Here is a 23,135-nt window from a genome sequence, read left to right as displayed (position 1 = left end):
TAATACTTTGGAATTATATTTTAATGAAATGTAAATAATTCATACATCTGTTACCCGAATGGTATAAGTAATAAGCCAAAAAAGGAGGCTATAGTATCTCAAAACGGTATTATTAAATAATAGCAAACGCCTCGAGGCAAGAGTAGAAAAGTATAGATGGCCCGACTTATTTAACTAACTTAGCCAACATTTGGCCCGCTGTTAATTTTTCCTGTTCGCCGGTTGCCATGTTTTTAAACGATAACTGTCCGCTTTGTATTTCGTCGCTGCCTATAATTATAGTGTATGGTATCTGCTTATTGTTGGCGTACTCCATTTGCTTTTTGATTTTGGCGCCTGCCGGATATAATTCAGCGTTTATGTGGTTTGCTCGTAGTTGCTGTAATAACGGTAAACCGTAGGCTTCGCCTTGCTCATCAAAACAGCAAATCAAAACCTGTGTGCTTTGCTCGGCCGATGCAGGGAAAAGGTTAAGTTCTTCCAGTACGTCGTAGATACGGTCGGCTCCAAAGGATATGCCTGCACCGGTTAGGCCTTTTAAACCAAACATTCCGGTAAGGTCGTCATAACGGCCGCCGCCACCGATGCTACCCATGGTAACCTCGTTGGTTTTAACTTCAAATATAGCGCCGGTATAATAGTTTAGCCCGCGTGCAAGGGTTATATCTAATTCTAACCTGGCAACTAAGGGATTGCAGGTGGCCATATAATTAAATACGGTTTGTATTTCATCACAACCCTGCAGCCCAATCACAGAATTTTGAAGGGCATTACGCAGACTCAACAATTTCTCGTCGTTACTGCCTTCTAATAAGATTATAGGTTTTAGTTGGTTAATATCAGCATCGGTAAAGCCGCGTTCAAGCAATTCTTTTATCACACCGTCCAGGCCAATTTTATCCAGTTTATCAATGGCTACAGTAAGGTCAATTATACTATCGTTTTTATCTATAACTTCGGCAATGCCCGATAGTATTTTTCTATTGTTAATTTTTATACTGAAGTCCTTCAATCCGAGTTTGCTTAGTGCCTCGTCATATATCATAATAAATTCTGCCTCGTTCAATAACGACGAAGAGCCAACAACATCGGCATCACATTGGTAAAACTCTCGGTAACGTCCCTTCTGTGGCCTGTCGGCCCGCCATACGGGCTGCACCTGGAAACGTTTAAAAGGAAAAGTTATCTCGTTTTGGTGTTGTACAACATAACGAGCGAAGGGTACGGTTAAATCGTACCTTAGGGCTTTTTCAGAAATATATGTGGTCAAAGTCTTTGACTCTAAACCTACTTCAGCTGGCGTTAGGCGGAGGTCTTTTAAATCAATCTTAAGTTTTGATAATAGATCGGAGAGTGTTATCTTATTTTCTACCCACTCGTTTTTAACCAACTGGAATTCTTCACCCACACTTATCCAATAATCATGGTCGGCTTCGTTTCCAGGAAGAATCGCCGCCTTGTAAGCGTTATTTATTAGTCGCGTCAGAACTGGCTCAAATACATCAAATTGTTTTTTAATATTAGAAACATAATCTCCGCTATCTAATATCTTAAATATAAGCTTATCCCCCTCATCACCGTATTTGCCGGTAAGGGTACTCAGGTTTTCCATCGATGGAGTTTCTATCTGCTGATAACCGTATTTCCTGAATACGCTTTTTATCGTATCAAAAATGAAATTACGCTTAGCCATTTCGGCGGGAGAGAAATCGCGCGTGCCTTTGGGTACTGATGGTTTGATGGATGCCATTTGGCAAATGTACAAAAAACAGAATTATGCTTATAGCAGGTATATAGCTATAAAATCTCGAATAAAAATAAAGCCCCATGCTTGCATAGGGCATGGGGCTTTTAAACTATTAACCGATCTTATATATTAATTTGTAGCACTTTTGGCTTGATTTTTCATTGCCTCGTTAGCAACAATAACAATTTCTACACGGCGATTTTGTGCGCGACCATCAACGGTATTATTATCTGCAATTGGTTCGCTTTCACCTTTTCCGCTTGTGCTTAGTCGTGATAATGCAACGTTTCCTGATGCTGCTATATATGATTTTACTGATTGCGCCCTTCTTACAGAAAGATCCATATTATGCGCATCGGTACCGGTGTTATCGGTGTGGCCAACAATCAGGATGTTTGTTTGAGGGTTGTTTTGTAATGAAGTAGCTAAGTTTGCCAAATTAGTTTGGGCAGCAGCTTTAAGGTCTGCTTTGTCGGTATCAAATAATATTCCCGAATCAAACTTAACTAATATACCCTCACCTTCGCGGGTTACAGTTGCTCCGGGTACGGTTTGTTTAATCTCGGCAGCTTGCCTATCCATATTACGGCCAATAAATGCACCTGCTGTACCACCTACAGCACCGCCAATAATTGCACCTAATGCAGTGTTACCCGCAGCTTTACCAATAAGAGCACCAACGGTACCGCCGGCACCAGCGCCAATTGCAGCGCCTTTTTGAGTTTTTGTAAGTGAGTTACAACCTGAACCTAAAATACCTAACGAAGCAATAGCAATACTGAACGTAGCAATTTTTATTTTTAATGTTTTCATCTTTAATGTCTGTGTGTTTATTCGATACTGGCAAAGTAAATGCCAAAAAAGCAATACGCCTTTTAACGATAGACATGCGATAATTTGTAAGGTTTAAAATACTCTTACAACAAAAAATTAAGATTAAAGAAATTTGACTATAAATGGCCTAAGTCCGAATGTACAATTGGAGTGTATGATTGCCTTTAATTTAGTACAACCTTTGGTGTTAAAAAGCAGGTTTGGTAAGTGCTAACGGGAATAAAAGGGTAAAAGTACTCCCATTGTCTTTTTCAGAGCTTACTTGTATTTCTATTTGATGGAAGGCTGCTATAGATTTTACGATAGGCAGGCCTAGCCCAAAACTATCTTGCGACAACGATTGCCTTATTTTTTTAAACCTGTCAAAAATGAATGGTAATTCTTCTTCCGCTATACCAATACCCGTATCAGCAATAGATATGGCATAGTTGGTTTTAAGTAATAGCCCCGTGATAGTTATAGATCCGTTGGTGTTATTGTACTTTATGGCATTATTAACCAGATTGAAAAGTAAATTAAATAACAGGTAGCGGTTAATATTGGTTAAAGTTACCTCATCAACTATATTATATACATAAGTGATGTTTTTTTCCTGAAGGCGTATGGATATTTCATCATATACTTCTTGCAACAGGTTTGATGCTGTAATTTCATCCTCTTTTAAAAACTGATCATTTTCTATCTGTGATATTAATAAAAGCGTTTTGGTAATAGTTTTTAATCTGTTAAGTATCCGTTGCATTTCCAGGAGGCGCACTTTTATCTCATCGGCAATATCCTCCTGCTCAAACATGTTCTCTATTTTCGACTGAATTATAGAGATAGGCGTCATCAACTCATGTGACGCATTTGATATAAACTCTCTTTCTTTTTGAAAGGCGCTTTCTATCGCTTCAACCATTTTATGAATGCTAATATCAAGATGTTGAAAATCTGTAGTGCTTGTTTTAACTTCGCGGTAGGTAGTAAAGCTTGGAAATTTATTACCAATAAGTTTTGTTCTGATAATTAAACTTAAGGGTTTTAATACATAATTAGAATATATCAAATCGGCCAAAATGGTGAGCAATATCATGCTTAACAGCACCTTAAAGGCAATGTTTTGTAATGGCCCACTTGTATCGCCTATCGTTTCAACACTTTTTCCAATTTCAAGCAGGTATGTTTTATCGTCAGCTTTAAACGTGTGGCTAAGTATGCGGTAATCAATGGTGTCTTGCTCCACCAGGCGTTTTTCATCTTGTATGGTATCAAGTGAATAGCGGGCTTTAACCTCATCAAGGCTAATATATTCTTCTTTTAATGGCAGGTAACTACCATAACTTTCACCGTCTTCTATATAAGCTTTTATACCTCGTTCTTTAACTATTTGTAACAGCTTATCTTTTTGTTTTATAAGTCGGCTATCAGTATAATTTTTATTTATGTTTTCGATAATAGAGGGTAGAAGCAGCACAAAAAGTGTTACAATAACCAATTTCGAGATGGCATTGAATAGTGTAAGTTTGGTTTTGAGTTTCAAAACTTAAACGTTTGTTTTTATGCGATAGCCCAGGCCGCGTACGGTCTCTAACCATTCTGCAGGGGCAAAGGCGCTTAGTTTTTTACGGATGTTTTTAATGTGGGCATCTATAAAATTCGAGTCATAATCGTCATTTATTAAGCTGCCCCATATGTGTTCGCTTAACTGCGAACGGCTAAGTGTACGGTTTTTATGCAATAATAAATAAGCAATAAGGTCGAATTCCTTTTTGGTAATTGCGCTTACGTTATTATTAAGGTACATTATGGTACGCTCTGTTAAATTCACTAAAAAGCCATCCAGTTCAATAACATTATGTACAAGGCCAAATTTTCGGCGCGTAATGGCCTGCATGCGGCTCTGTAATTCTAATAGCGAGAATGGTTTAGCCAGGTAATCATCCGCACCCAAATCAAGGCCCTTTACTCTGTCGTTAACCTCGGCGCGTGCAGTTAGTATAATACATGCCGCTTCAGGGTTATTTTGTTTCGCTTCTTTTAACAGATTTAAGCCCTCGTAATCAGGCAGTCCAAGATCTAACAAAATAAAGTCGTATAGGTTAATGGCTATTCTTTCAGAGGCTGTGGTGCCATTATAGCATACTTCGCATATATAATTGTTTTTGCTTAAAAACAATTCCATTTCGTTAGCAAGCGCTTTTTCATCCTCAATAATTAAAACGTTCATGCGCTGTCAATAAAAAAGGTAATAAAAAGTGAAGTTAAAAAAAGATTCCCGCTTGTTTTTTAGCGACCCTTCAACGTTAACCGGGATAGAATATTTATATGCCGCCTCTAATGTATAATGCGGCCTGTTATATGCCAGGGGTAATTTAAAGCTGTAGTTAAGCAAATTAAATTGTGCATTTGCCCTTGCCCGGCGGCCATTTAAATTATGCAGATAAATGTTATCTATTGCTAATTCATCTTCATGATCTACTGAGTAGCGCTGAACAAAATTTTGTGTGCCAAATATTACATTTACAGTGGGGTTTATAGATAGGTAATCGTTATCATCAAATATGCTGAAACTGCTTTCGATATATTTGGAGTTACTTATGGTAGCAAAAATATCATATGATTTACCAAAGAGGTAATCGCCTATCAAACTGGTTTTAAAATATTTCCAATCGTATGAGTTCTTAAAATCAATATCATTGGATGATGCTGATTTGATTATCTCGGCCTCTTTATTAAAAATAAAGCGTGTATAGCTTATGGTTCCGGTAAATTGCTTTGATAGCCGGTAAAAATATCCGCCGCCTAAATCAATTTCATCAACCAGCGGCTTGTACCCTAAAACCTTTACAGCAGAACCATATATAAATATGCCCGATTTACTATTGAAAATAATATCAGTGGCGGTAAAGGGATACTTAATAGGGCCGGTACGACCAAAAAATAAAGCATCGCTACCGTAGCTTACACCCGCCGATACCGAATTTTTTTTAACCACGGTATCGGTGTCTGTAACAGGTATGGTATCGCGCGATGTAAAAAGCATTGGCTTAACTACAGCAGCTTTAGCCGTAATGCAGGTTATTAAAAAAAACAATGCGCCAAAGTATCTCATTGATTTGGTATCTCGCTTAAAATTAATTATTTCTTCTGGGTATTTCCGGCGGTCTTTCCAAGCCGTCAGGTCTGCGCTGCCTTTTTGCTTTTTGTTTTGGGGCATCGTCAACCTTCTCGGGCTTAGGTAGTTTTTTTGCTTTAGCTACTTCTTTTATTTTCTTTTTATCTTCTTCTGATGTGTGTTTAACGGTTTTTGTTACAGTAACAGTATCATGCTGTAAAGCGGGAGCCAGGAAATTGTATGAAAAAGTATGAGAACTACTCGAAAAAACTTCGGCTGATGATAGTCGTGGCACTAATATTATTAAAAGGACAATATACAAAAACCACTTTATCATTTAAGCAATAGGAATGTTAATGAACTGTTAAAATGGTTAATTATCACAGTAACATTAAGAATTTAAAACGCAAGCAGTAATATCCAGAACATGCGCCTGGCTTAGTGCCCCCAATAATATAACGTATAGGTTTAGTTTGCTAAATATAGCAACAGATTACATCAATTTATTAATATCTTTTGATGTGTAGGTTCGGTTATGATCATCAATAACAATACAGGCTATTTGATTTAATTTATTAATTAGATATAAACCTGCATTTACACCCATAGATATAATTGGCGTTGCCATTGCGTCGGCTAATTCTGCTGTGGGTGTTATAATGCTTACGCTTTGTATATGGCTAACCGGAAATCCACTCTCAGCATCAATATCTTTTGATGAGATAACACTGCTTAGAAGTTCTGTATTAAAAGATGTAGCTACAGCCATGTTACTAATGTTAATGTTAGCAAAAGGTTTGTCAGCCTGGTTATGGTCGGCTGTTGCAATTGTCCAGGGTTGGTTATCAGGCTGCAGGCCCCATGTAAGCAAATCGCCACCAGCATTTATTACACCACTGCTAACACCTTCCATCTGTAAAATATATTTAGCCCTGTCTGTAGCATAGCCCCGGCTAATGGCACCAAAGCCTATGCGCATGCCTTTATTTTTTAAATAAACAGTTTGGCTTTCGGCATTAAGCATAACATTTGTATAGTTAGTTTGGCTTAGTTTCTTTTTCAGTGTTTTTACAACTATCGAGCTATTGATCTCGGCTTTTGGCTTGCTTGTTAAGGCATAAGTGGTATCAAATGTGCCATAAGTAAGTGCTGATATTTGCAGTGCTCTATCAATCAATTCAAATATTTCTGCGTTAACATACACAGGTTTGATACCTGCATTGCGGTTTATCTCATTAATAACGCTATCCTCAGTAAAGGTGCTTAACAGCTTTTCAACGCGATTTATTTCGTTTATGGCGCTATCTATACGCTGGTTAGCCCAAACAGGGTTATTGGCAACTAATCGAATCTCAAACCTGTTACCCATTAAGCGTACTTCGCGACCAAAAATGGTAGAGCTTTCTGTTAATTTTGTTACTGCCAGCATATTAATTTGCGTTAATTACAGTTAAACTTAGCGTGTATTTACACATTACGTTTAATAATGTAATAATGCAACCTCACAAACGCTAAATTAAAGCAGCATTATGAAATTTACATGAAAGACGATAGTCATAAATAAAAAAAGCACCTAAATGGTGCTTTTTGCTATCAAATAAATAAAATTTTACATTTAAGCTACAGTGCCCTCTTTTAGCTTCTCCGCATTCTCTGCAAATTGTAGTGCTTCCATAATCTCTTGCAGATCGCCGTTCATTACACCATTTAAGTTATAAATGGTTAAACCAATACGGTGCTCGGTTAAACGACCTTGCGGATAATTATAAGTACGCACTTTAGCCGATCTATCGCCGGTTGCTACCATGGTTTTTCGCTTTTTAGAAGTTTCTTCCAAATGCTTTTGCAACTCCATTTCGTACACCCTCGAGCGTAAAACCCCTAAGGCTTTATCATAATTTTTCAACTGCGATTTTTGGTCCTGGCATTGTGCTACAATACCTGTAGGTATGTGTGTCAGTCTTACTGCCGAGTAGGTTGTATTTACCGATTGGCCGCCCGGCCCTGATGCGCAGAACAAATCTTTACGTATGTCACTTACCTGCAAGTCGATATCAAATTCATCAACCTCGGGCAATACAACTACAGACGCAGCAGATGTATGTACGCGCCCTTGTGTTTCGGTATCCGGGACACGCTGCACACGATGCACGCCAGATTCGTATTTAAAGTTACCGTATGCGTCATCTGCAGTTACATTAAAAACAATTTCTTTATAGCCACCAGCGGTACCTTCGGTATAATCTACCAATTCGGTACGCCAGCCGCGTTTTTCGCAATAACGCATATACATGCGATAAAGGTCGCCTGCAAACAATGCAGCCTCGTCGCCGCCGGTACCACCGCGTATCTCAATAATGGCATTCTTAGAGTCCTCAGGGTCTTTAGGTATAAGCATCAAACGGATAGATTCTTCCATTTCATCCTGTTTCACTAAAAGCTCATCTAATTCCATCTTAGCCATTTCACGAAACTCTTCGTCTTTTTCGGTAGCTAATATTTCTTTATTAGTTTCAATATTGCTCATTATGTTGCGGTATATGTTATACTCATCAACAATTTTGGCAAGGTCTTTATATTCTTTATTGAGCTGTGCAAAACGCTTCATATCAGCCATAGCATCCGGGCTGCTTAATTCGGCTTCTACGTTCTTCCAGCGCTGGTATATTAATTCTAATTTCTCTAACATTTTCTTTAATTCAATTACAGCAATTCTATTGCTGTTTATAGGCTTTATATCGGCCCAACTCTTTGTTATGCTGCAATAAACATGCAAAAATACGCAATTAAAGGCATATAATAAACTCAGCGTATTGTAAAGAGATTTAGCGTGCTAAGGATTTTTTTCGGTAGCTTCAAAGTATTTTAGCTCAAGGCTGTCACCGTCAAAAACTGCATAGGTAAAATAATTAACCCACTCGCCAAGGTTTATATAGCGGCTATTACCGGCTAGCATCATATCAAGTGGTTTGTGCCGATGGCCAAATATAAAGTAATCATAATACTTCGTCTGCAGTAATTCGGTTGAATATATTTCCAGCCACTCGCGCCGATTATCCATTTCTTTAAACTCCTCTAAGCCAGCTATACGGCTATGCCGCGACCATCTGCTAGCTATGCCAACACCTAAATTGGGGTGTACCCTTGCAAACAGCCATTGACACAAACGGCTGCGGAATATTTTTTTTAATGTTTTGTATTTATAATCAAAAGGGCCAAGGCCATCACCATGGTGAATGTAAAACTTTTTACCACCCTGTTCCATTTCCATTTGGTTACTAATGATAGTAGCGTTTAGCTCCTTTTCAAAATAATCAAACATCCACATATCGTGGTTGCCTTTAAAAAGATAAAGCTTTATACCGGCATCGGTAAGTTCGGCCAATTTGCCTAAAAAGCGGGTGTATCCTTTTGGGATAACTGTTTTGTATTCAAACCAAAAATCAAAAACATCACCTACTAAAAATAACTCAGCAGCATCTACTTTTATAGTGTCAAGCCATCGGACAATACGGTCTTCCCGCTCACGCGACAATTCGTATCCGTTGGCACCCAGGTGAAAGTCTGAAGCGAAATAAAGTTTATTACCGGTTGGCATATTTGTTCAAAAGTACAGCAATAAAAGGCAGCGTCAAAATATCGGGCAATTACTTGTACTACATGCCTGCATTTTCGGCAGAGGGCATATATTCTAAACGTTTGGCGAAATATATATCCCAACTATGTTGTTGTTGTTTGTTAACACTGTGCTGGGTGTCTTCGTCATAATCAATATTTAACTGTTTATACTTAGCATCAATGCGATTGAACAGATCCATTGCTTCTGCCCGGTAGTTAGCTGTAAAGCGGGTGCGTTCCATTGTTCGTATAACCTCTTGCTGTTCTAAGTAGGCGATATTATAGTGGCCCTGCTCGTGCTTTAGTATCTCAGCAAGTTGCTCCGCCGATGTAATGCGTGCTTTATCCATCCACGATTTGTAGTTGTTTAGCTGCAACGTAACTTTAAAATGCAGTAAGTAATCATTTTTACTATGATTAGCCTGATAGCTAAAATCGAGCGTGCAGTTGGTGTAAGCAATTACACCCCTGTTATTTGCCTTTGGGGTGCCCATAAAGTCGGCGGCCGTTAACTGCCTGAAAGGCTGAGCAGTAGTCATATTTGCGATAAATAGTACCACTGCAAGTAAAAAAGAGAATCTAAAACTTTTTAAAATCATGAAGTCAGAAGTAAAATAATTTTACTTTTTGACTTTATCGGGTTGTAAAAGGTTTAAGCTCATCATTTCTTTCATGGTACGTTGCATACCGTCTGTAGATCCGTCTAAAAATATAACGTTGCCCTGCGAGTTTTCGGCAAAGTGTTTTATTGATTCGGTCCACATCGTAAATAAGATAACAGATGTATCCATATTGGCGCCTTGCATTTCTTTTGCAGCCATGGTCATACCCTTTGCCACTTCCTCGCGGAACAATGCAATTCCCTGGCCACGTAGTTGGGCTGCCTGCCGCTCGGCTTCGGCAGATATTTTTATGGCATTACCATCAGCTTCAGCGGCTTTAGTTTTTGTAATCAATAGTGCCTGTCCTTCGTTTTCGGCAGCGGCTTTTAAATTGTTCGATGCTACCACCTGGCTCATTGATTTCATAATCACATCATCAAACGTAATATCATTTAGTTGAAGGTCCTGTAAGTGATAGCCCCAGTTTTCTAAAATGGTATCTAATTGCTCCTTCACATGCTCTACAATATCGCGGCGAAGCACTAACACTTCGGCTTGCCTTTTAGTGGCTACAAAAGCTCTTATCGACCCCTCAACTGTGCGTATTAATGCCTGCATCAGGTTGCGCTCATCAACAAACTTAAAGGCCACATTTTTTATGGTTTCTTCCTGTTGATCAAGCACTGAATACAATAGCATGGCTTTAAAGTACACATTGGCCTGGTCAAACGTTACCGCCTGAAACTCCAGTTCAACCGAGCGGTTTTGTATGGATATCTGCGAGTAGATATTTTCAATAAGAGGTATCTTAAAACTAAGGCCTGGCGTTAAAATACGATGGTATTTACCAAACACTGTTATCACTACAATTGTGCCCTGCTTAACCGTTACAAACGACGAAAAAATTATGATCAGCGCAAAAAATGCCAATACCAGATATATAATTGTTGATGGCCCCATGATGTGAAATATTTGAAATAAATATAGGGTAATTTGAAATAAAAGCAATTAAATTAAAAAATGCTACAGCTAAAATGAAAGTTCAGCGTAATGTAATTAATAGTGTAGTAAAAGGGTACCGGCGGCCTGTTTTAAAGGAAATGCCTATCTTTCGCCCTTAATTTAAAAACTCTTAATTATGCAGAGCTACGATGCTATTGTCATTGGAAGCGGTTTTGGTGGTTCGATGACGGCACGGCAGTTAGTGAACGCGGGTATGAAAGTGCTGATGCTGGAGCGTGGCGGTTTTGTTACCCGTGGTGAACACAACTGGGATATGCGTGGCTCTATAGATCTGTCGGAGTTTTATGATAAAACCAGTTTGCTGCATGTAGAGAAGGGGGGCAATAAGCCGACTATGGGGTTATATTCCTGCGTTGGTGGGCCCTCTGTATTTTATGGTGGGGTTTCCTTTCGTTTCCGGGAAGCAGACTTTGAAAAGAACGAGCAGATCGAAGGGGCTAATGCCCAGGGCTGGCCTATTAAATATAATGACCTTGAAAGCTATTACACCCAAGCCGAAGGGATACTACATATATCAGGGGAAACGGGAATAGACCCTACCGAGCCGTATCGAAGTACACCGCTGCCCCAGGGCAAGCCACAATTGGCCAATATATCAAACAAGGTAAAAGCAAGCGCGCAAAAACTGGGGTTACACCCTTTTCAGCTACCCTTAGCCATTAATTACGAAGATACTACACGAGGCACCTGCCAGCATTGCAAAACATGCGATACATTTGCCTGCGCTATAAGCGCCAAAAACGATTTAGCTACGATGGTTTTGCCAGACCTTATTGGGAAAGGAATGGAGCTGTTACCTAACATGGTAGTAACCAAACTAAATGCAGAGGGCCGAAAAATAGTTAGCGCTAATGCTACATCAAAAACAACCGGCGAAAAACAAACTTTTAAAGCGGGCCTTATAATTTTAGCAGCGGGTTCGTTGGGTACGCCACATGTTTTACTATCATCAGGGATGCAACAATACAACCCCGGCGGCGATGTGATTGGCCGGTATTTAATGCGCCATTTAAATTCAATCATTTTTGGGATATTCCCTGGTGTAGCAGATAAAGAAGGACGTTTTCACAAACAGTTGGCTATTTTAGATTATTACTTTGGCAAGGAAGGTTCTGAATTTAATAAAGTAGGCAGTTTGCAACAAATGCCAACCCCTCCAATGGGATTGGTCCAAAACGAAATTAAAGGGCCGCTTGGTAAATTATTAAGTCAGGGTGTGCGCTTACTTAGCGGCTTATTAGCGATAGTGGAAGATCAGCCGCAGTTTAGTAATTATATAACCATTGATCAGGCGCATAAGGATGAATTTGGGTTACCACGTCCTGTTATATCGCACGAATATTCCGCAAGAGATGTGGCTGCGTTAAAAGTGTTAACCGACGCAGGTAAAAGGATAATGAAGGGCGCCGGGGCATTAACACATTATATACATGATATCCGTACTTTTTCTCATGCGGTGGGTACGGTACGTATGGGCACTGATGAAAAAAAATCAGCCCTTGATGAGAACTGCAAATTTCGTGGTATAGATAATTTATATGTTACCGATGGTAGCGTTATGCCTACATCGGCGGCTTTAAACCCAAGTTTAACCATTGCTGCCAATGCCCTGCGCGTAGGCGATTTAATTATTAAAGCAAGTTAATATGGCAACATATAAAAAGGTAGAAGGGGATATACGTATAGGATTTTTAGGGTGCGGGGTCATTACAGGCAAGCATGCCAAAACGCTTAAGAAGTTTGATGGTGTCCATTTGTATTTTGCCAGCAGGGCCCAACAAAAAGCGGTTGAATTTGAATCGAAGTATAATGGCGAGGGCCACTTCGGATCATACGAGGCTGCAATAGCGTCGCCAAACGTAGATGTTATTTTTATAGCTACACCGCCCGATAGCCACCTCTCACTGGCTATTGCAGCCATGAAAGCAGGCAAACACGTAATTGTAGAAAAACCACCCTTTTTTAGATCTGCTGATTTTGATACGATAGATAGTTTACGCAAGGAATACGGCGTGCAACTATTTGTGGCCGAAAATTATTTTTATAAACCAGTGCTGCAAAAGCTACGCAATGTGCTTGCTGGAAAGCTTATCGGCGACATTAAGTTTATGTTTTTTAACGCTGCCAAAAAACAGGTAGTTAACGATTGGCGGGGCGACACTAATACAGCAGGTGGTGGGGCGTTATTTGAAGGCGGCATCCATTGGATCAACTTTATATCAAACCTGGGGATGAGCATCAAACATATAATTGGCTATTTCCCGCAAAATAAAAGCAGCGTTGGTAAAACCGAGCGCAGTATGCAGGTGGTTGCCCAATATGAGGACGGGCCTGTGGGTACACTTCTTTATTCGTGGGAAGTAAACGCGCTGTTCAAGGGCTTGCGGGTATCGCGCATTTATGGCAGCAAAGGCTCTATAAAATTCGAATCTAATGGCTTATTCATATTTGTTAGAGGTGATAAATGGAAGTTGATCTTTCCCGGTATAAGTGATATTGGCGGTACAAAAGGTATGTTCACAGATTTTTTTAATGCTTTACGCGAAGGTGAAGATGCTAAGTTTAACCTGTATATTGCCAAGCGCGACTTGCTATATATAGAACAGGCATATCTATCGGCAGGGGTCTCATCAATTGCTTAAAACACAATTAAATTGTTTATTTTACTAAATTCGCACTCAAATTTTAACCATAATCACATTATCATTACATAAAACAGAATGCAACTTACATTACTCGCACTACTTACCGGATTAACAGCAGGGTTACATATCTCTACATGGGGTATGTATAAAGATTCACCCCACGAAGGGTTTACCTGGCCAAAATATTTCAGAAGCGCCATTATCGGCCTTATATATGCGCCTTTTATTGCACATTTTGCAAAATTAGACCTTACTACCTACTCGGGTGTGGTTTTGTTATGGGGATGTACTTATGTTGCCGAAAGGTTAACCGTAGAGGTTTGGAAATCGTTTTTACGTACCTCTGATCAAACTAAATATTTTATACCAATGCAACTACACGTATTTGGTAAGGTTGTTGAAAGTAAACGTGACCGCTGGATCGCAGCTTTCTTTTATGTGGCTATCATTTTTGGAATTGCCTGGGCTATTATCAACCAATGGCAAAAATATCAAGCCGGAGAATTAACCTGGAACCCATACATCATTTTAATAATGCTTAGTGTTGGTGGCTGGATATCTGCTTTTGGTGGCGCCTGGAAAGATGCCCCAATAGAAGGTTTTGAAACATTTAAGTTTTTCCGCAGCCCAAGTATCGCTTACTTTTGGGGATGGGTTGCAGCTAACCTTACCGATAACTTTTTGGCTATTGGCTTATGCAGCATTGGTTTTACCATTGCTACTATTGAAACGTATAAAACATTCTTTTTTCCGAGCAAGCCGCGCGGTAAATTCCAGGGCAAACCTATTTTATACCCAGAATGGTTACAAAACAGAAAACCTTTTGTATTTCTGTACATAGCTTGCTGGTTATTTGTTATCACTTACGGTGTATTGGCGTTTATTAACCCACATGCCGGTTTGGTTACCAAATAATAGCCGAATTAGATGGCCGTCCAAATGGCGTCAATAAACCATTTCTTGTTGTCAAAAAATTGTTTCAGAGGTTCAAATTGGGCCTCTGAAGCCATTTTATGGGTTTGCTCAACCGTGTATTTTTGTGATATCTCCATATCAATATACTCATCCTTTAAAAAGGAAATAGTTTGACCGCTAATATTCACTTCCTGGTCAGCAAGGCTTATTAAATAGCTTTTACACGCCCCGGTTTCAGGGTGGTAAGTAGGGTAATGATCAAACTGGTTAATATTAAAATTAGCGTTTAGCTCACGGTTAATGCGCTCTAATAAATTCAAGTTAAAGCGTTTGGTGATGCCTTCTTTATCATTATACGCAGCTAAAATGGTTTTAGGATTTTTTTTAAGGTCAATACCAATCAGCATCATATCGCCCGGCGTTAAATGATTGCGTATTTCTTTACAAAAACCTTCGGCAATATGTACAGGCATGTTGCCAATGTTTGAGCCGAGAAACATTACCACTTTACGCTTATTAGATATGGTAGCCGCTTTTTTAAGCATTTCAAAATACTCACCGTTAAGCCCGGTTATTTTAATGCCCGGCAATGTAACCGGTAGCGTAATGTTTAAATAAGATATTATGTTATCTGATATATCAATAGGCAAATAAGTAAAATCGGCTTTGTGATCTATAAGGTATTTAAGCAAATGAGATGATTTTGTTGCATCGCCCGCGCCAAGTTCTATCAGATCAAAGGCATCGCCATCAGCTATAATTGCTTTACAAATTTCCGCCGTTTGTGAAGTGAATATCTCCATTTCGCAATTAGTAGGATAGTAATCATCACAAGCCATTAATTCCTGGAAAAGTTTGTCTCCTTGAGCGTCGTAAAAATATTTAGAATCAAGGCGTTTTGGGGTAGATGACAAACCGTTTATAACATCGTTATAAAACTGTTTTGTTTGGTTATCAAATCCCGCTGCTGATTGTTCTGTTATTGCTGTGGTGGGTGCCATAGGTATTGTTGATGTATTTATTTTGCAAGGCGTATGCCGGTAAATTGCCAGCGCAGCTCTGGTTGGAAAAAATTACGATAAGTTATTCTGCTATGATTGGGTGAGGTAGCTTCTGATGCTCCGCGAAGCACTTTTTGCCCAACCATAAATTTGCCATTATACTCGCCAATTGCACCGGGTGCTTTTGCAAATCCCGGATAGGGCAAGTAAGCGCTTTCTGTCCACTCCCAAGCTTTCCCCCATTTAAAATGGGTTGCCGCGGTTTCCCACTCAAATTCGGTAGGCAGGCGCATGCCTTTCCAGGATGCATAGGCATAGGCCTCATAGTAACTGATATGGCAAACCGGCTCGTCCCAATTAACAGGCTGCAAGCCATGGTAGTTGTAGTTATGCCATTCTCCGTCTATATTATGCCAGTACATTGGTGATTCAATTTTATTAGTATTAACCCAATCCCAACCGGCAGCATGCCAATGCCTAAAATCGTGGTAACCGCCTGAATTCATAAACTCCAGGTATTCGGCATTCGTTACCAAATCTGGGCTTATCTCAAAGGCGTTTAAATACACTTTATGGCGGTTAAGTTCGTTGTCAAAACTAAAACCCTCACCCTCAAAACCTATATAGTAAACGCCCTCGTCAAGCTTAATAAAAGCATCGCCGGTTCTTTTAGATTTTGGAGATATATAATCTTTTGAGTAAGCCGGGAACAAAGGGTTGTTGCCTAAAATATATTTGATATCTGTCAACAAAAGTTCCTGATGCTGCTCCTCGTGATTAAAACCGAGTATGAGCAATTCCTTTACATCATCACTGATATTACCTAACAGAAAATTCTCCATCGCATCATCAACATACTTGCGGTAAAGCTGAACGTCTATAACCGTAGGGCGGCTTAAATTTCCCCGGTCGGTGCGTATAACGCGGTTGCCAACGGTTTCATAATAGCTGTTAAAAACGTAATTATAATTGGGGTCGTATTCCTGGTAGCCCATAAAATAAGGCTTTAAAATAAAAGTCTCAAAAAACCAGGTAGTATGCCCAATATGCCACTTAGGTGGGCTAACATCCACTATGGGCTGAACCACGTAATCTTCAGTTTGCAGCGGGGCACATATCTCTTCGGTACGCCGGCGTACCTTTTTATAACAGTCGGCTAAATCCATTGGTATTATTTGGTATCTAAATAGCGTTTAAGGTCGGTAATTGTTTTAATATGCAGCTCTTTTGCCTGCTTTTGGCGCATCATTAAAGCATACGCATTGTTAAACCCAATTGGTTTTAACCATTTGATATTATATTTTTTTAAAAACTCGTTTGCTACATAATTATAGGTACTGTCTTTACTTACCTGTAGCAGGTTTACCTTTTGCTGTGGGGCTTGTAGTATAGCTAACAGGCCGGTGCCGGTATATTCGGGGTAAAGGTCTATCTGGTTGTTGGTCATGGCATCAAACACTATTTTGGTGCCGCCTAAGCCTGTTTTTGTGGCTACGTCATAGTTAGTATATCCTTTTATCAGCATTGTGTACATACTGGCTAAAATGTACTGTTCACCAAATATTTTCGAGCCAATGCGTACTATACCATCGTTTCCGCCACGCTCGGGCTTATATAGCTTTTTGGCTACTAAAAAATCTTTTGCTACACGCTCGGGTGTTTGATGCAGGTAATCGGTTTTATAATTTAACTCTGTCATGACAGAATCGGTTATAGTGCCCGATAGCAAATTCAGCGTTTTCTCCAATTCAGGGAACTTTTTTAAAGCATCTTCCCGAACAACAGGTGCGGCATAGTAAGGGGGGAATATTTTTTTATCATCATCCAGCACCACTAGGTTATACGCCTTTAGCCGCCCATCGGTAGAGTACCCGCTGATCACATCCAGTTCTTTCTCCTGCGCGGCTTTGTACATCACTGCATCGCTAATGACTATGGTGTGTATTTTTAAGCCATATTTACTTTGCAAGCCCAGGTTACCATCCTGCCTACCCATAAATTCGGGTGTAAAGCCGGCTGTAAGTTTACCGCCATAAGCCGAGGGGATAAAGTATAGGCAAGATAGTAGCACTAACAACACAGGCGCAATTTTAACAGTCCCTTTTATTTTTTTAAAGTTGAATTTTTGAACCCTCGACAGCAGGAAATCGAATATAATGGCAAGTAATGCTGCTGGTATAGCGCCGGCCAATATCATATTGGTATTGTTTAATGATATACCACCAAAAATAAACTCGCCCAGCCCGCCTGCTGCAATGTACGATGCCAGGGTGGCTACCCCAACATTGATAACCGTAGCCGTGCGTATACCGGCCAAAATAACGGGCATGGCAAGCGGTAGTTCCACTTTTAATAATACTTGCCACCTGCTCATCCCCATGGCCACAGCGGCCTCTTTTACGGCCCCATCAACGCCAATTATTCCGGTGTAGGTATTGCGGATGATTGGGAGCAGTGCATATAATAACAAAGCGACTATAGCGGGTTTAGCACCAATACCTAAAACGGGTATCATAAAACCAAGTAATGCAATGCTGGGTATAGTTTGTAAAATGCCTGCTACACCTAAAACAAAGCCCGAAAATTGTTTTTTACGGGTGATGTATATGCCCAATGGTAAACCAACAAGCACGGCTATAAATAACGATATAAATGTAAGCCCGATATGCTGCATGGTTTGTACCCACAACTTATCGCTTTGCTGCTGCATAAACTCAAACAGGGTTTGTTGATGCTCATTCATGCGGCTGATGGTTTTTATATTGTGAAAATGCCGACATCAACTGTTCAAAACTGATGGTTTTTACTTCTTTGGTTTGGGGGTTAAGAGCATTTATGGTTTCGCCGCGCTTAAATTTAAAGTGCTCCAAAACGTCCCATACACCTAACGCCGCTGATATGGAAGATGTGTTAGTCTTTTTAGTGCTAACAGCCAGGTCTTCCCATATATCCAACAACTTGATGGTCTTAAATTCAAGCTGCAGGTGTTGTTGATGTAAAAAATCGCTCACAAACTTATTTGCCGGTTTAAACAATAATTCGGCAGGCGAGCCTATCTGTACAATTTTGCCTTTATCCATTAGCGCGATGCGGTCGGCCAGTTCAAAGGCCTCCTGTACATCGTGCGTAACCATAATGATAGTTTTGCGCTTTAGCTCGTCCAGCCCTTTAAACTCGGTGTGAATGCTTGCTCGGGTAACATTGTCCAATGCTCCAAAGGGTTCATCCATCAATAGCACAGCGGGATCAGCAACCAAAGCCCTTGCCAACCCTATACGTTGTTGCTGGCCGCCGCTTAGTTCTGCAGGGTAAGCAGTTAAATATTCTTTTGATAAATGTAGCTTTTCTAAAAGCTCGTGTGTGCGCCTGGTTGTATTAGCTTTATCCCATTTAAGTAATTGGGGTACTACGGCAATGTTCTCAGCAACTGTATAATGCGGAAACAAACCGTTGTTTTGAAGCACGTATCCCATATTGCGCCTTAATATTTCGGCAGGTTGCTCTAAAACATTTTTGCCGCCTATAAATATTTTGCCGCTATCGGGCTCAATGAGGCGGTTCAGCATTTTTAACGTAGTGGTTTTACCGCAGCCGCTGGTACCCAAAAGCACCATGTTTTCGCCTTCATTTACCTCGAAAGAGATATTATCAACGGCTTTTATTATACCAAAAGTTTTTACAAGGCGCTCAACTTTTATCATGCGTCAAATTAATCCTCCAATGCCAAAAACAAGTTATTTAACGATTCGGAGTAGGTGGGGTGGGCAAATACACAGAAACGTATCCTGTCGTAGGTTATACCGCCCTCCATCGCCATTTGCAATACAGTCATAATCTCGCCACCCTCGGTGCCTATTACAGCAACGCCTAATATCTGTTTGGTATCGGCATCAACAACAGCCTTCATCATTCCGCGGGTATCGCCTGTTTCAATGGCCCGGGCCACATGCGCCATGGGTAATTTAGCTACTTTATAGTTTAATCCCTGCCTTTTAGCTTCGGCTTCTGTTATACCTACACGCCCCAATTCGGGGTCGGTAAACATGCAATAAGGTACGGGTCGGTCTTTAATAGATAAGTTCTGTTTTTCGATAAGGTTGCGGTAAACTATGGTATAGTCGTTATAGGATATATGTGTAAAAGCAGGGCCTCCCTTAACATCGCCTAAAGCGTATATTCCATTAATATTAGTTTCAAGCTTGTTATTTACAATAATGGCGCCTTTGGTGTCGGTTTTTACACCTGTTTTATCCAATCTCAAGGCATCTGTTTGCGGCGCACGGCCAATAGCTACTAGTACATGGGTGCAGCGTATTTTACGCTCCTCGCCGTTTACAATAACAGTAGCGGATATTTTGCCACCAGTCTTCTTTTTAAACTTAGTGACTTTAGCGTTGGTCAGTATAGTTAAGCCTTCGCCCTCCAATACATTGGTCATTTCGGCGGCAATATCTTCATCCTCGCGCCCTAACAGTCTTTCCGATTTTTCTAAGATCGTAACCTTGCTGCCAAACCGGCGGAACATTTGCCCAAACTCCAGTCCAATGTAATTGCCGCCTATAATAAGCAAGTGATCAGGCACTTTTTCAAGGTCGAGGATGGTGGTAGATGTTAAGTAGTTAATGTCATTTAACCCCTCAATGTCATTAGGAATAATGGTTTTTGCGCCTGTATTAATAAAAACCTGATCAGCAGTAAACTGCCTTGTTTTACCTGTTTTGGGCTTTACTGAGATGGTTTTTGTATCTATAAAAGTAGCCTCTCCAAAGAGCAGGTCGAGGTTTTTGGTTTTTTCTACAGCCGCCTGCCCACCATTGCGCGATTTTAAGACGATATCATCTTTGCGCTTTTTAACCTGCTTAAGGTTCACCTTAAAGCCTTTGATGGTAACCCCCATGTCGTTGCATTTGCCGGCTAAATAGGCCAGGCGTGCACTGGCTATCATAGTTTTAGTGGGGGTGCAGCCATCGTTTACACATGTGCCACCTATAAAGCGTTTTTCTATCAGCAATGTTTTTTTACCGGCTCCGGCCAGTTTTTTGGCCAGTGGTGTGCCCGCTTGCCCTGATCCGATAACTATACAGTCGTATTGCTTCATAATCAATTTGTTATTTGCACACCCTTCCAAAAAGCAATGTAATTTGCAATGTTTGCCGCGGCAGGTTTTGGGTCGGGGTAATACCAGGCCGCATCCGGGTTTTGCTTACCATCTACGGTTAGCGTAAAGTACGATGCCAGGCCTTTCCAGGGGCAAGTGGTATGGGTGTTAGAAGGGGCTAAAAATGCAGCATTTACGCTGGTTTTAGGGAAATAGTGGTTGTTTTCTACCACAATAGTATCGTTGCTTTCGGCTATAACATGGTTGTTCCAAATGGCTTTCATAATAGGTTTATGTTTGTATAAAGATAACGTAGTATGACCGGAATTATAATACTTTACGGGGATTTTTGTTTGATTATGGTAAAAATAGTGCCTGTGATTCAGGAAGATAAATTTTTTTTAAAAGATTATTTTTAATTTGTTCTGAAACGTATATCTTTGCAATCCCAAAATAAGGGAAACAAGGCCCGTTCGTCTAGGGGTTAGGACGTTAGATTTTCATTCTAGAAACAGGGGTTCGATTCCCCTACGGGCTACAAAAAACAATACCAAAAGGTGCTAAAACCCTGCAAATCAAAAGTTTGCAGGGTTTTTTGTTGGCATCAAAACTCCATATTATGCACCAAAACGTAACAAAAATGAGCGTAATTCGGTGCGTACCATATGGTAAAACACTACGCACCGAATTGCTTTTAATTAATTGATTATCAACCTGTTCAGCGAGTGAACATCTTGATTAATGCAGGCTACAAACTTACTTTTGTTTAACTTTTAAGCTTGTAATTATGAGTAATTTCCATCTGCTTTTCTACATCAGAAAACAAAAAAACTACAAAGGGGGTGCAATGCCCATCTACATGCGCATCACAGTTAGGGGTAAACGCGCGGATATTTCCGTAGGACGCGATTGTGATCCGGCCAAATGGAACAACCATGCAGGACGTGGAATTGGAACCAAAGAAGAAATTAAGTCACTTAACAACTATCTCGACAGTCTGCAAACCAAACTGCGGAATGCGCACCAGGTATTAATTGAGACGAACCAACAAGTAACAACTGAAAGCTTGCAGAATCAGTTCACAGGAAAGAACCAAAAAAGCCGTTTCCTGATGGAATTATTTAAAGAGCATAATGCTAAAGTTAAAGCATTGATCGGAAATGGCTTTGAGCCTAATACATTGAAAGGATATAACACATCTGAAAAACACCTTACTGGATTCCTGCAAGAAAAATATGGTAGAACAGATATAGAGATCAGCCAATTAAATCATGCTTTTATTACTGACTTTGAATTTTACCTGAAAGTAAATTGTAAGATCACCGGTGTATCTGCGGCCAAATATATTAAGCACCTTAAAAAAGTCGTTAATCATTGTATTGCCAATGGCTGGCTAAAGCAAAATCCCTTTATTAATTTTAAATCCACTGCAAAGGCAAAGGAGCGTACTTATTTGACGCAACAAGAACTGGATGCTATCAATAATAAAAAATTTGTTATTGACCGTTTATCACAGGTGCGCGATGTTTTTGTGTTTTGTTGCTATACCGGATTATCTTATGCCGATGTTAAAAAACTAAGGAGAAATGAGATTGGGATAGGCATGGATGGTGATAAATGGATATTCACAAGCAGGCAAAAAACAGATACAGCTTCAAGGATACCGCTTTTGCCCGTAGCCTTAGAAATATTGAACCGTTATAAAGATCACCCGCGATGCGAAAATATGGGCTTACTATTACCTGTTTTAAGCAATCAAAAGATGAATGCTTACTTAAAGGAGATAGCAGACCTATCAGATGTATTTAAGCACTTGACATTCCATCTAGCAAGACATACTTTCGCGACAACCGTCACATTGTCTAATAATGTCCCTATAGAAACGGTTAGCAAAATGCTCGGCCATACAAATATTAAAACCACACAGCATTATGCTAAAATATTGGATTCAAAAGTTAGCCAGGACATGGCTAAACTTAAACAGAAGTATGCTGCAATTTAATTTTTTCTCAATCTATTAGGTCACAAAATGTGACCTAATAGATCAATTTACACTATAAAGCTAATAAAATAGAAAGTCAATTGATACCTGATGAAATAACCATGATCCAAATTACTATTGGCAACCAGAAAGTAAAATTGGATTTTGATTTAGCAATATTGTTCGGAGTAGAAACAAAACACTTAAACGACAGGTAATAAGAAACCATGACCGATTTCCTGATGATTTCATGTTTGAACTTTCGCAAGACGAGTGTCAAGTTTTAAGGAGCCATATTGGCACTTTAAAATAAGGTGATCACAAAGTATTTGCCTATGGTTTTGACAGAACAAGGGGTTGCAATGTTGTCGAATATATTAAACAGTGATAGAGACATAAAAGTAAATATTCAGATCATACGAATAGTCCGATATAATATGCGAGCAACTGCAACAGGAACTGGAAAACTTTATTGCCGATTTCTCTGCTGAATAAATTCGATTTAGAGAATAGATCGCAGCAGCCGGATTACCCTGGTTTCTTAGCCTCACTTGATAATCGTTAAGATTCCGGG

Annotated in this window: 21 protein-coding genes, 1 tRNA gene and 1 pseudogene; 6 read left to right on the top strand and 17 right to left on the bottom strand. The window is 39.9% G+C overall.

All coding sequences use genetic code 11. From position 1 onward, the window contains the following. Window positions 1-166: 166 nt before the first annotated feature. The 11 genes from FFF34_011385 to FFF34_011335 all read right to left on the bottom strand — a co-directional run bounded on the left by FFF34_011385 (window position 167) and on the right by FFF34_011335 (window position 10,858). The gene (locus FFF34_011385) at window positions 167-1,750 is read right to left on the bottom strand and encodes a histidine--tRNA ligase (protein ID TSD64507.1); all 1,584 of its coding nucleotides are present in this window, start codon (window positions 1,748-1,750) and stop codon (window positions 167-169) included. A gap of 126 nt (window positions 1,751-1,876) precedes the next feature. After that, complete coding sequence (locus FFF34_011380; GenBank protein ID TSD64506.1) at window positions 1,877-2,560, bottom strand: OmpA family protein; 684 nt, start codon at window positions 2,558-2,560, stop codon at window positions 1,877-1,879. Window positions 2,561-2,768: 208 nt separating this feature from the next. Beyond that, window positions 2,769-4,103, bottom strand: a complete 1,335-nt coding sequence (locus tag FFF34_011375) for a sensor histidine kinase (protein TSD64505.1) — start codon at window positions 4,101-4,103, stop codon at window positions 2,769-2,771. Between the two features lie 3 nt (window positions 4,104-4,106). Next, window positions 4,107-4,790, bottom strand: coding sequence for a response regulator transcription factor (locus FFF34_011370; protein TSD64504.1), 684 nt, complete (start codon window positions 4,788-4,790; stop codon window positions 4,107-4,109). A 6-nt stretch (window positions 4,791-4,796) separates the two neighbouring features. Then, window positions 4,797-5,675, bottom strand: a complete 879-nt coding sequence (locus tag FFF34_011365; protein TSD64503.1) for a hypothetical protein — start codon at window positions 5,673-5,675, stop codon at window positions 4,797-4,799. A gap of 22 nt (window positions 5,676-5,697) precedes the next feature. Further along, window positions 5,698-6,015 (bottom strand): hypothetical protein, encoded by a 318-nt coding sequence (locus FFF34_011360; GenBank protein ID TSD64502.1) that lies wholly within the window; start codon window positions 6,013-6,015, stop codon window positions 5,698-5,700. Between the two features lie 156 nt (window positions 6,016-6,171). Continuing rightward, on the bottom strand, window positions 6,172-7,047 hold the full coding sequence (locus tag FFF34_011355; protein TSD65055.1) for an FAD:protein FMN transferase: 876 nt from the start codon (window positions 7,045-7,047) through the stop codon (window positions 6,172-6,174). Between the two features lie 246 nt (window positions 7,048-7,293). Beyond that, a complete protein-coding gene (prfA, locus tag FFF34_011350; GenBank protein TSD64501.1) occupies window positions 7,294-8,367 on the bottom strand; it encodes a peptide chain release factor 1 in 1,074 nt (357 codons plus the stop codon). A gap of 144 nt (window positions 8,368-8,511) precedes the next feature. Next, window positions 8,512-9,276 carry a UDP-2,3-diacylglucosamine diphosphatase gene (locus tag FFF34_011345; protein ID TSD64500.1) on the bottom strand — a complete coding sequence of 255 codons (765 nt, stop codon included), beginning with the start codon at window positions 9,274-9,276 and terminating at the stop codon, window positions 8,512-8,514. Window positions 9,277-9,334: 58 nt separating this feature from the next. Continuing rightward, on the bottom strand, window positions 9,335-9,895 hold the full coding sequence (locus tag FFF34_011340; GenBank protein TSD64499.1) for a DUF922 domain-containing protein: 561 nt from the start codon (window positions 9,893-9,895) through the stop codon (window positions 9,335-9,337). Between the two features lie 21 nt (window positions 9,896-9,916). Then, entirely contained in the window at window positions 9,917-10,858 is a 942-nt protein-coding gene (locus tag FFF34_011335) for an SPFH domain-containing protein (GenBank protein TSD64498.1), read from the bottom strand. Window positions 10,859-11,036: 178 nt separating this feature from the next. On the opposite strand from FFF34_011335, the gene FFF34_011330 reads away from it, so the two are divergent. From FFF34_011330 to FFF34_011320, 3 genes are all read left to right on the top strand, one after another. Continuing rightward, window positions 11,037-12,566 (top strand): GMC family oxidoreductase, encoded by a 1,530-nt coding sequence (locus FFF34_011330; GenBank protein TSD64497.1) that lies wholly within the window; start codon window positions 11,037-11,039, stop codon window positions 12,564-12,566. A 1-nt stretch (window position 12,567) separates the two neighbouring features. Then, complete coding sequence (locus FFF34_011325; GenBank protein TSD64496.1) at window positions 12,568-13,563, top strand: Gfo/Idh/MocA family oxidoreductase; 996 nt, start codon at window positions 12,568-12,570, stop codon at window positions 13,561-13,563. Window positions 13,564-13,641: 78 nt separating this feature from the next. Next, complete coding sequence (locus FFF34_011320) at window positions 13,642-14,481, top strand: hypothetical protein (protein ID TSD64495.1); 840 nt, start codon at window positions 13,642-13,644, stop codon at window positions 14,479-14,481. An 8-nt stretch (window positions 14,482-14,489) separates the two neighbouring features. Here FFF34_011320 and FFF34_011315 read toward each other — a convergent pair whose 3' ends face one another. The 6 genes from FFF34_011315 to FFF34_011290 are packed head-to-tail and all read right to left on the bottom strand — an operon-like array spanning window position 14,490 to window position 20,864. Next, window positions 14,490-15,482 (bottom strand): L-histidine N(alpha)-methyltransferase, encoded by a 993-nt coding sequence (locus FFF34_011315; GenBank protein TSD64494.1) that lies wholly within the window; start codon window positions 15,480-15,482, stop codon window positions 14,490-14,492. Window positions 15,483-15,499: 17 nt separating this feature from the next. Continuing rightward, window positions 15,500-16,648 (bottom strand): ergothioneine biosynthesis protein EgtB, encoded by a 1,149-nt coding sequence (locus FFF34_011310; GenBank protein TSD64493.1) that lies wholly within the window; start codon window positions 16,646-16,648, stop codon window positions 15,500-15,502. Between the two features lie 5 nt (window positions 16,649-16,653). Then, the gene (locus tag FFF34_011305) at window positions 16,654-18,225 is read right to left on the bottom strand and encodes an ABC transporter permease subunit (protein TSD64492.1); all 1,572 of its coding nucleotides are present in this window, start codon (window positions 18,223-18,225) and stop codon (window positions 16,654-16,656) included. Continuing rightward, window positions 18,218-19,183, bottom strand: coding sequence for an ABC transporter ATP-binding protein (locus FFF34_011300; protein ID TSD64491.1), 966 nt, complete (start codon window positions 19,181-19,183; stop codon window positions 18,218-18,220). Before FFF34_011300 ends, FFF34_011305 begins: the two co-directional genes overlap by 8 nt. 8 nt (window positions 19,184-19,191) lie before the next feature. Next, the gene (locus FFF34_011295) at window positions 19,192-20,580 is read right to left on the bottom strand and encodes a mercuric reductase (GenBank protein ID TSD64490.1); all 1,389 of its coding nucleotides are present in this window, start codon (window positions 20,578-20,580) and stop codon (window positions 19,192-19,194) included. A 2-nt stretch (window positions 20,581-20,582) separates the two neighbouring features. Then, a complete protein-coding gene (locus FFF34_011290) occupies window positions 20,583-20,864 on the bottom strand; it encodes a DUF427 domain-containing protein (protein ID TSD64489.1) in 282 nt (93 codons plus the stop codon). Between the two features lie 182 nt (window positions 20,865-21,046). On the opposite strand from FFF34_011290, the gene FFF34_011285 reads away from it, so the two are divergent. From FFF34_011285 to FFF34_011275, 3 genes and pseudogenes are all read left to right on the top strand, one after another. Next, window positions 21,047-21,121, top strand: a tRNA-Glu gene (locus FFF34_011285). Window positions 21,122-21,364: 243 nt separating this feature from the next. Beyond that, on the top strand, window positions 21,365-22,582 hold the full coding sequence (locus FFF34_011280; protein TSD64488.1) for a site-specific integrase: 1,218 nt from the start codon (window positions 21,365-21,367) through the stop codon (window positions 22,580-22,582). Window positions 22,583-22,683: 101 nt separating this feature from the next. After that, a pseudogene (locus FFF34_011275) lies at window positions 22,684-23,052 on the top strand (ORF6N domain-containing protein). The last annotated feature ends 83 nt before the right edge of the window (window positions 23,053-23,135 follow it).

Source organism: Inquilinus sp. KBS0705, assembly GCA_005938025.2.
Lineage (GTDB): Bacteria > Bacteroidota > Bacteroidia > Sphingobacteriales > Sphingobacteriaceae > Mucilaginibacter.
Note: the sequence above shows the minus strand (reverse complement) of the source record. Positions and strands in the feature narration are given on the sequence as shown.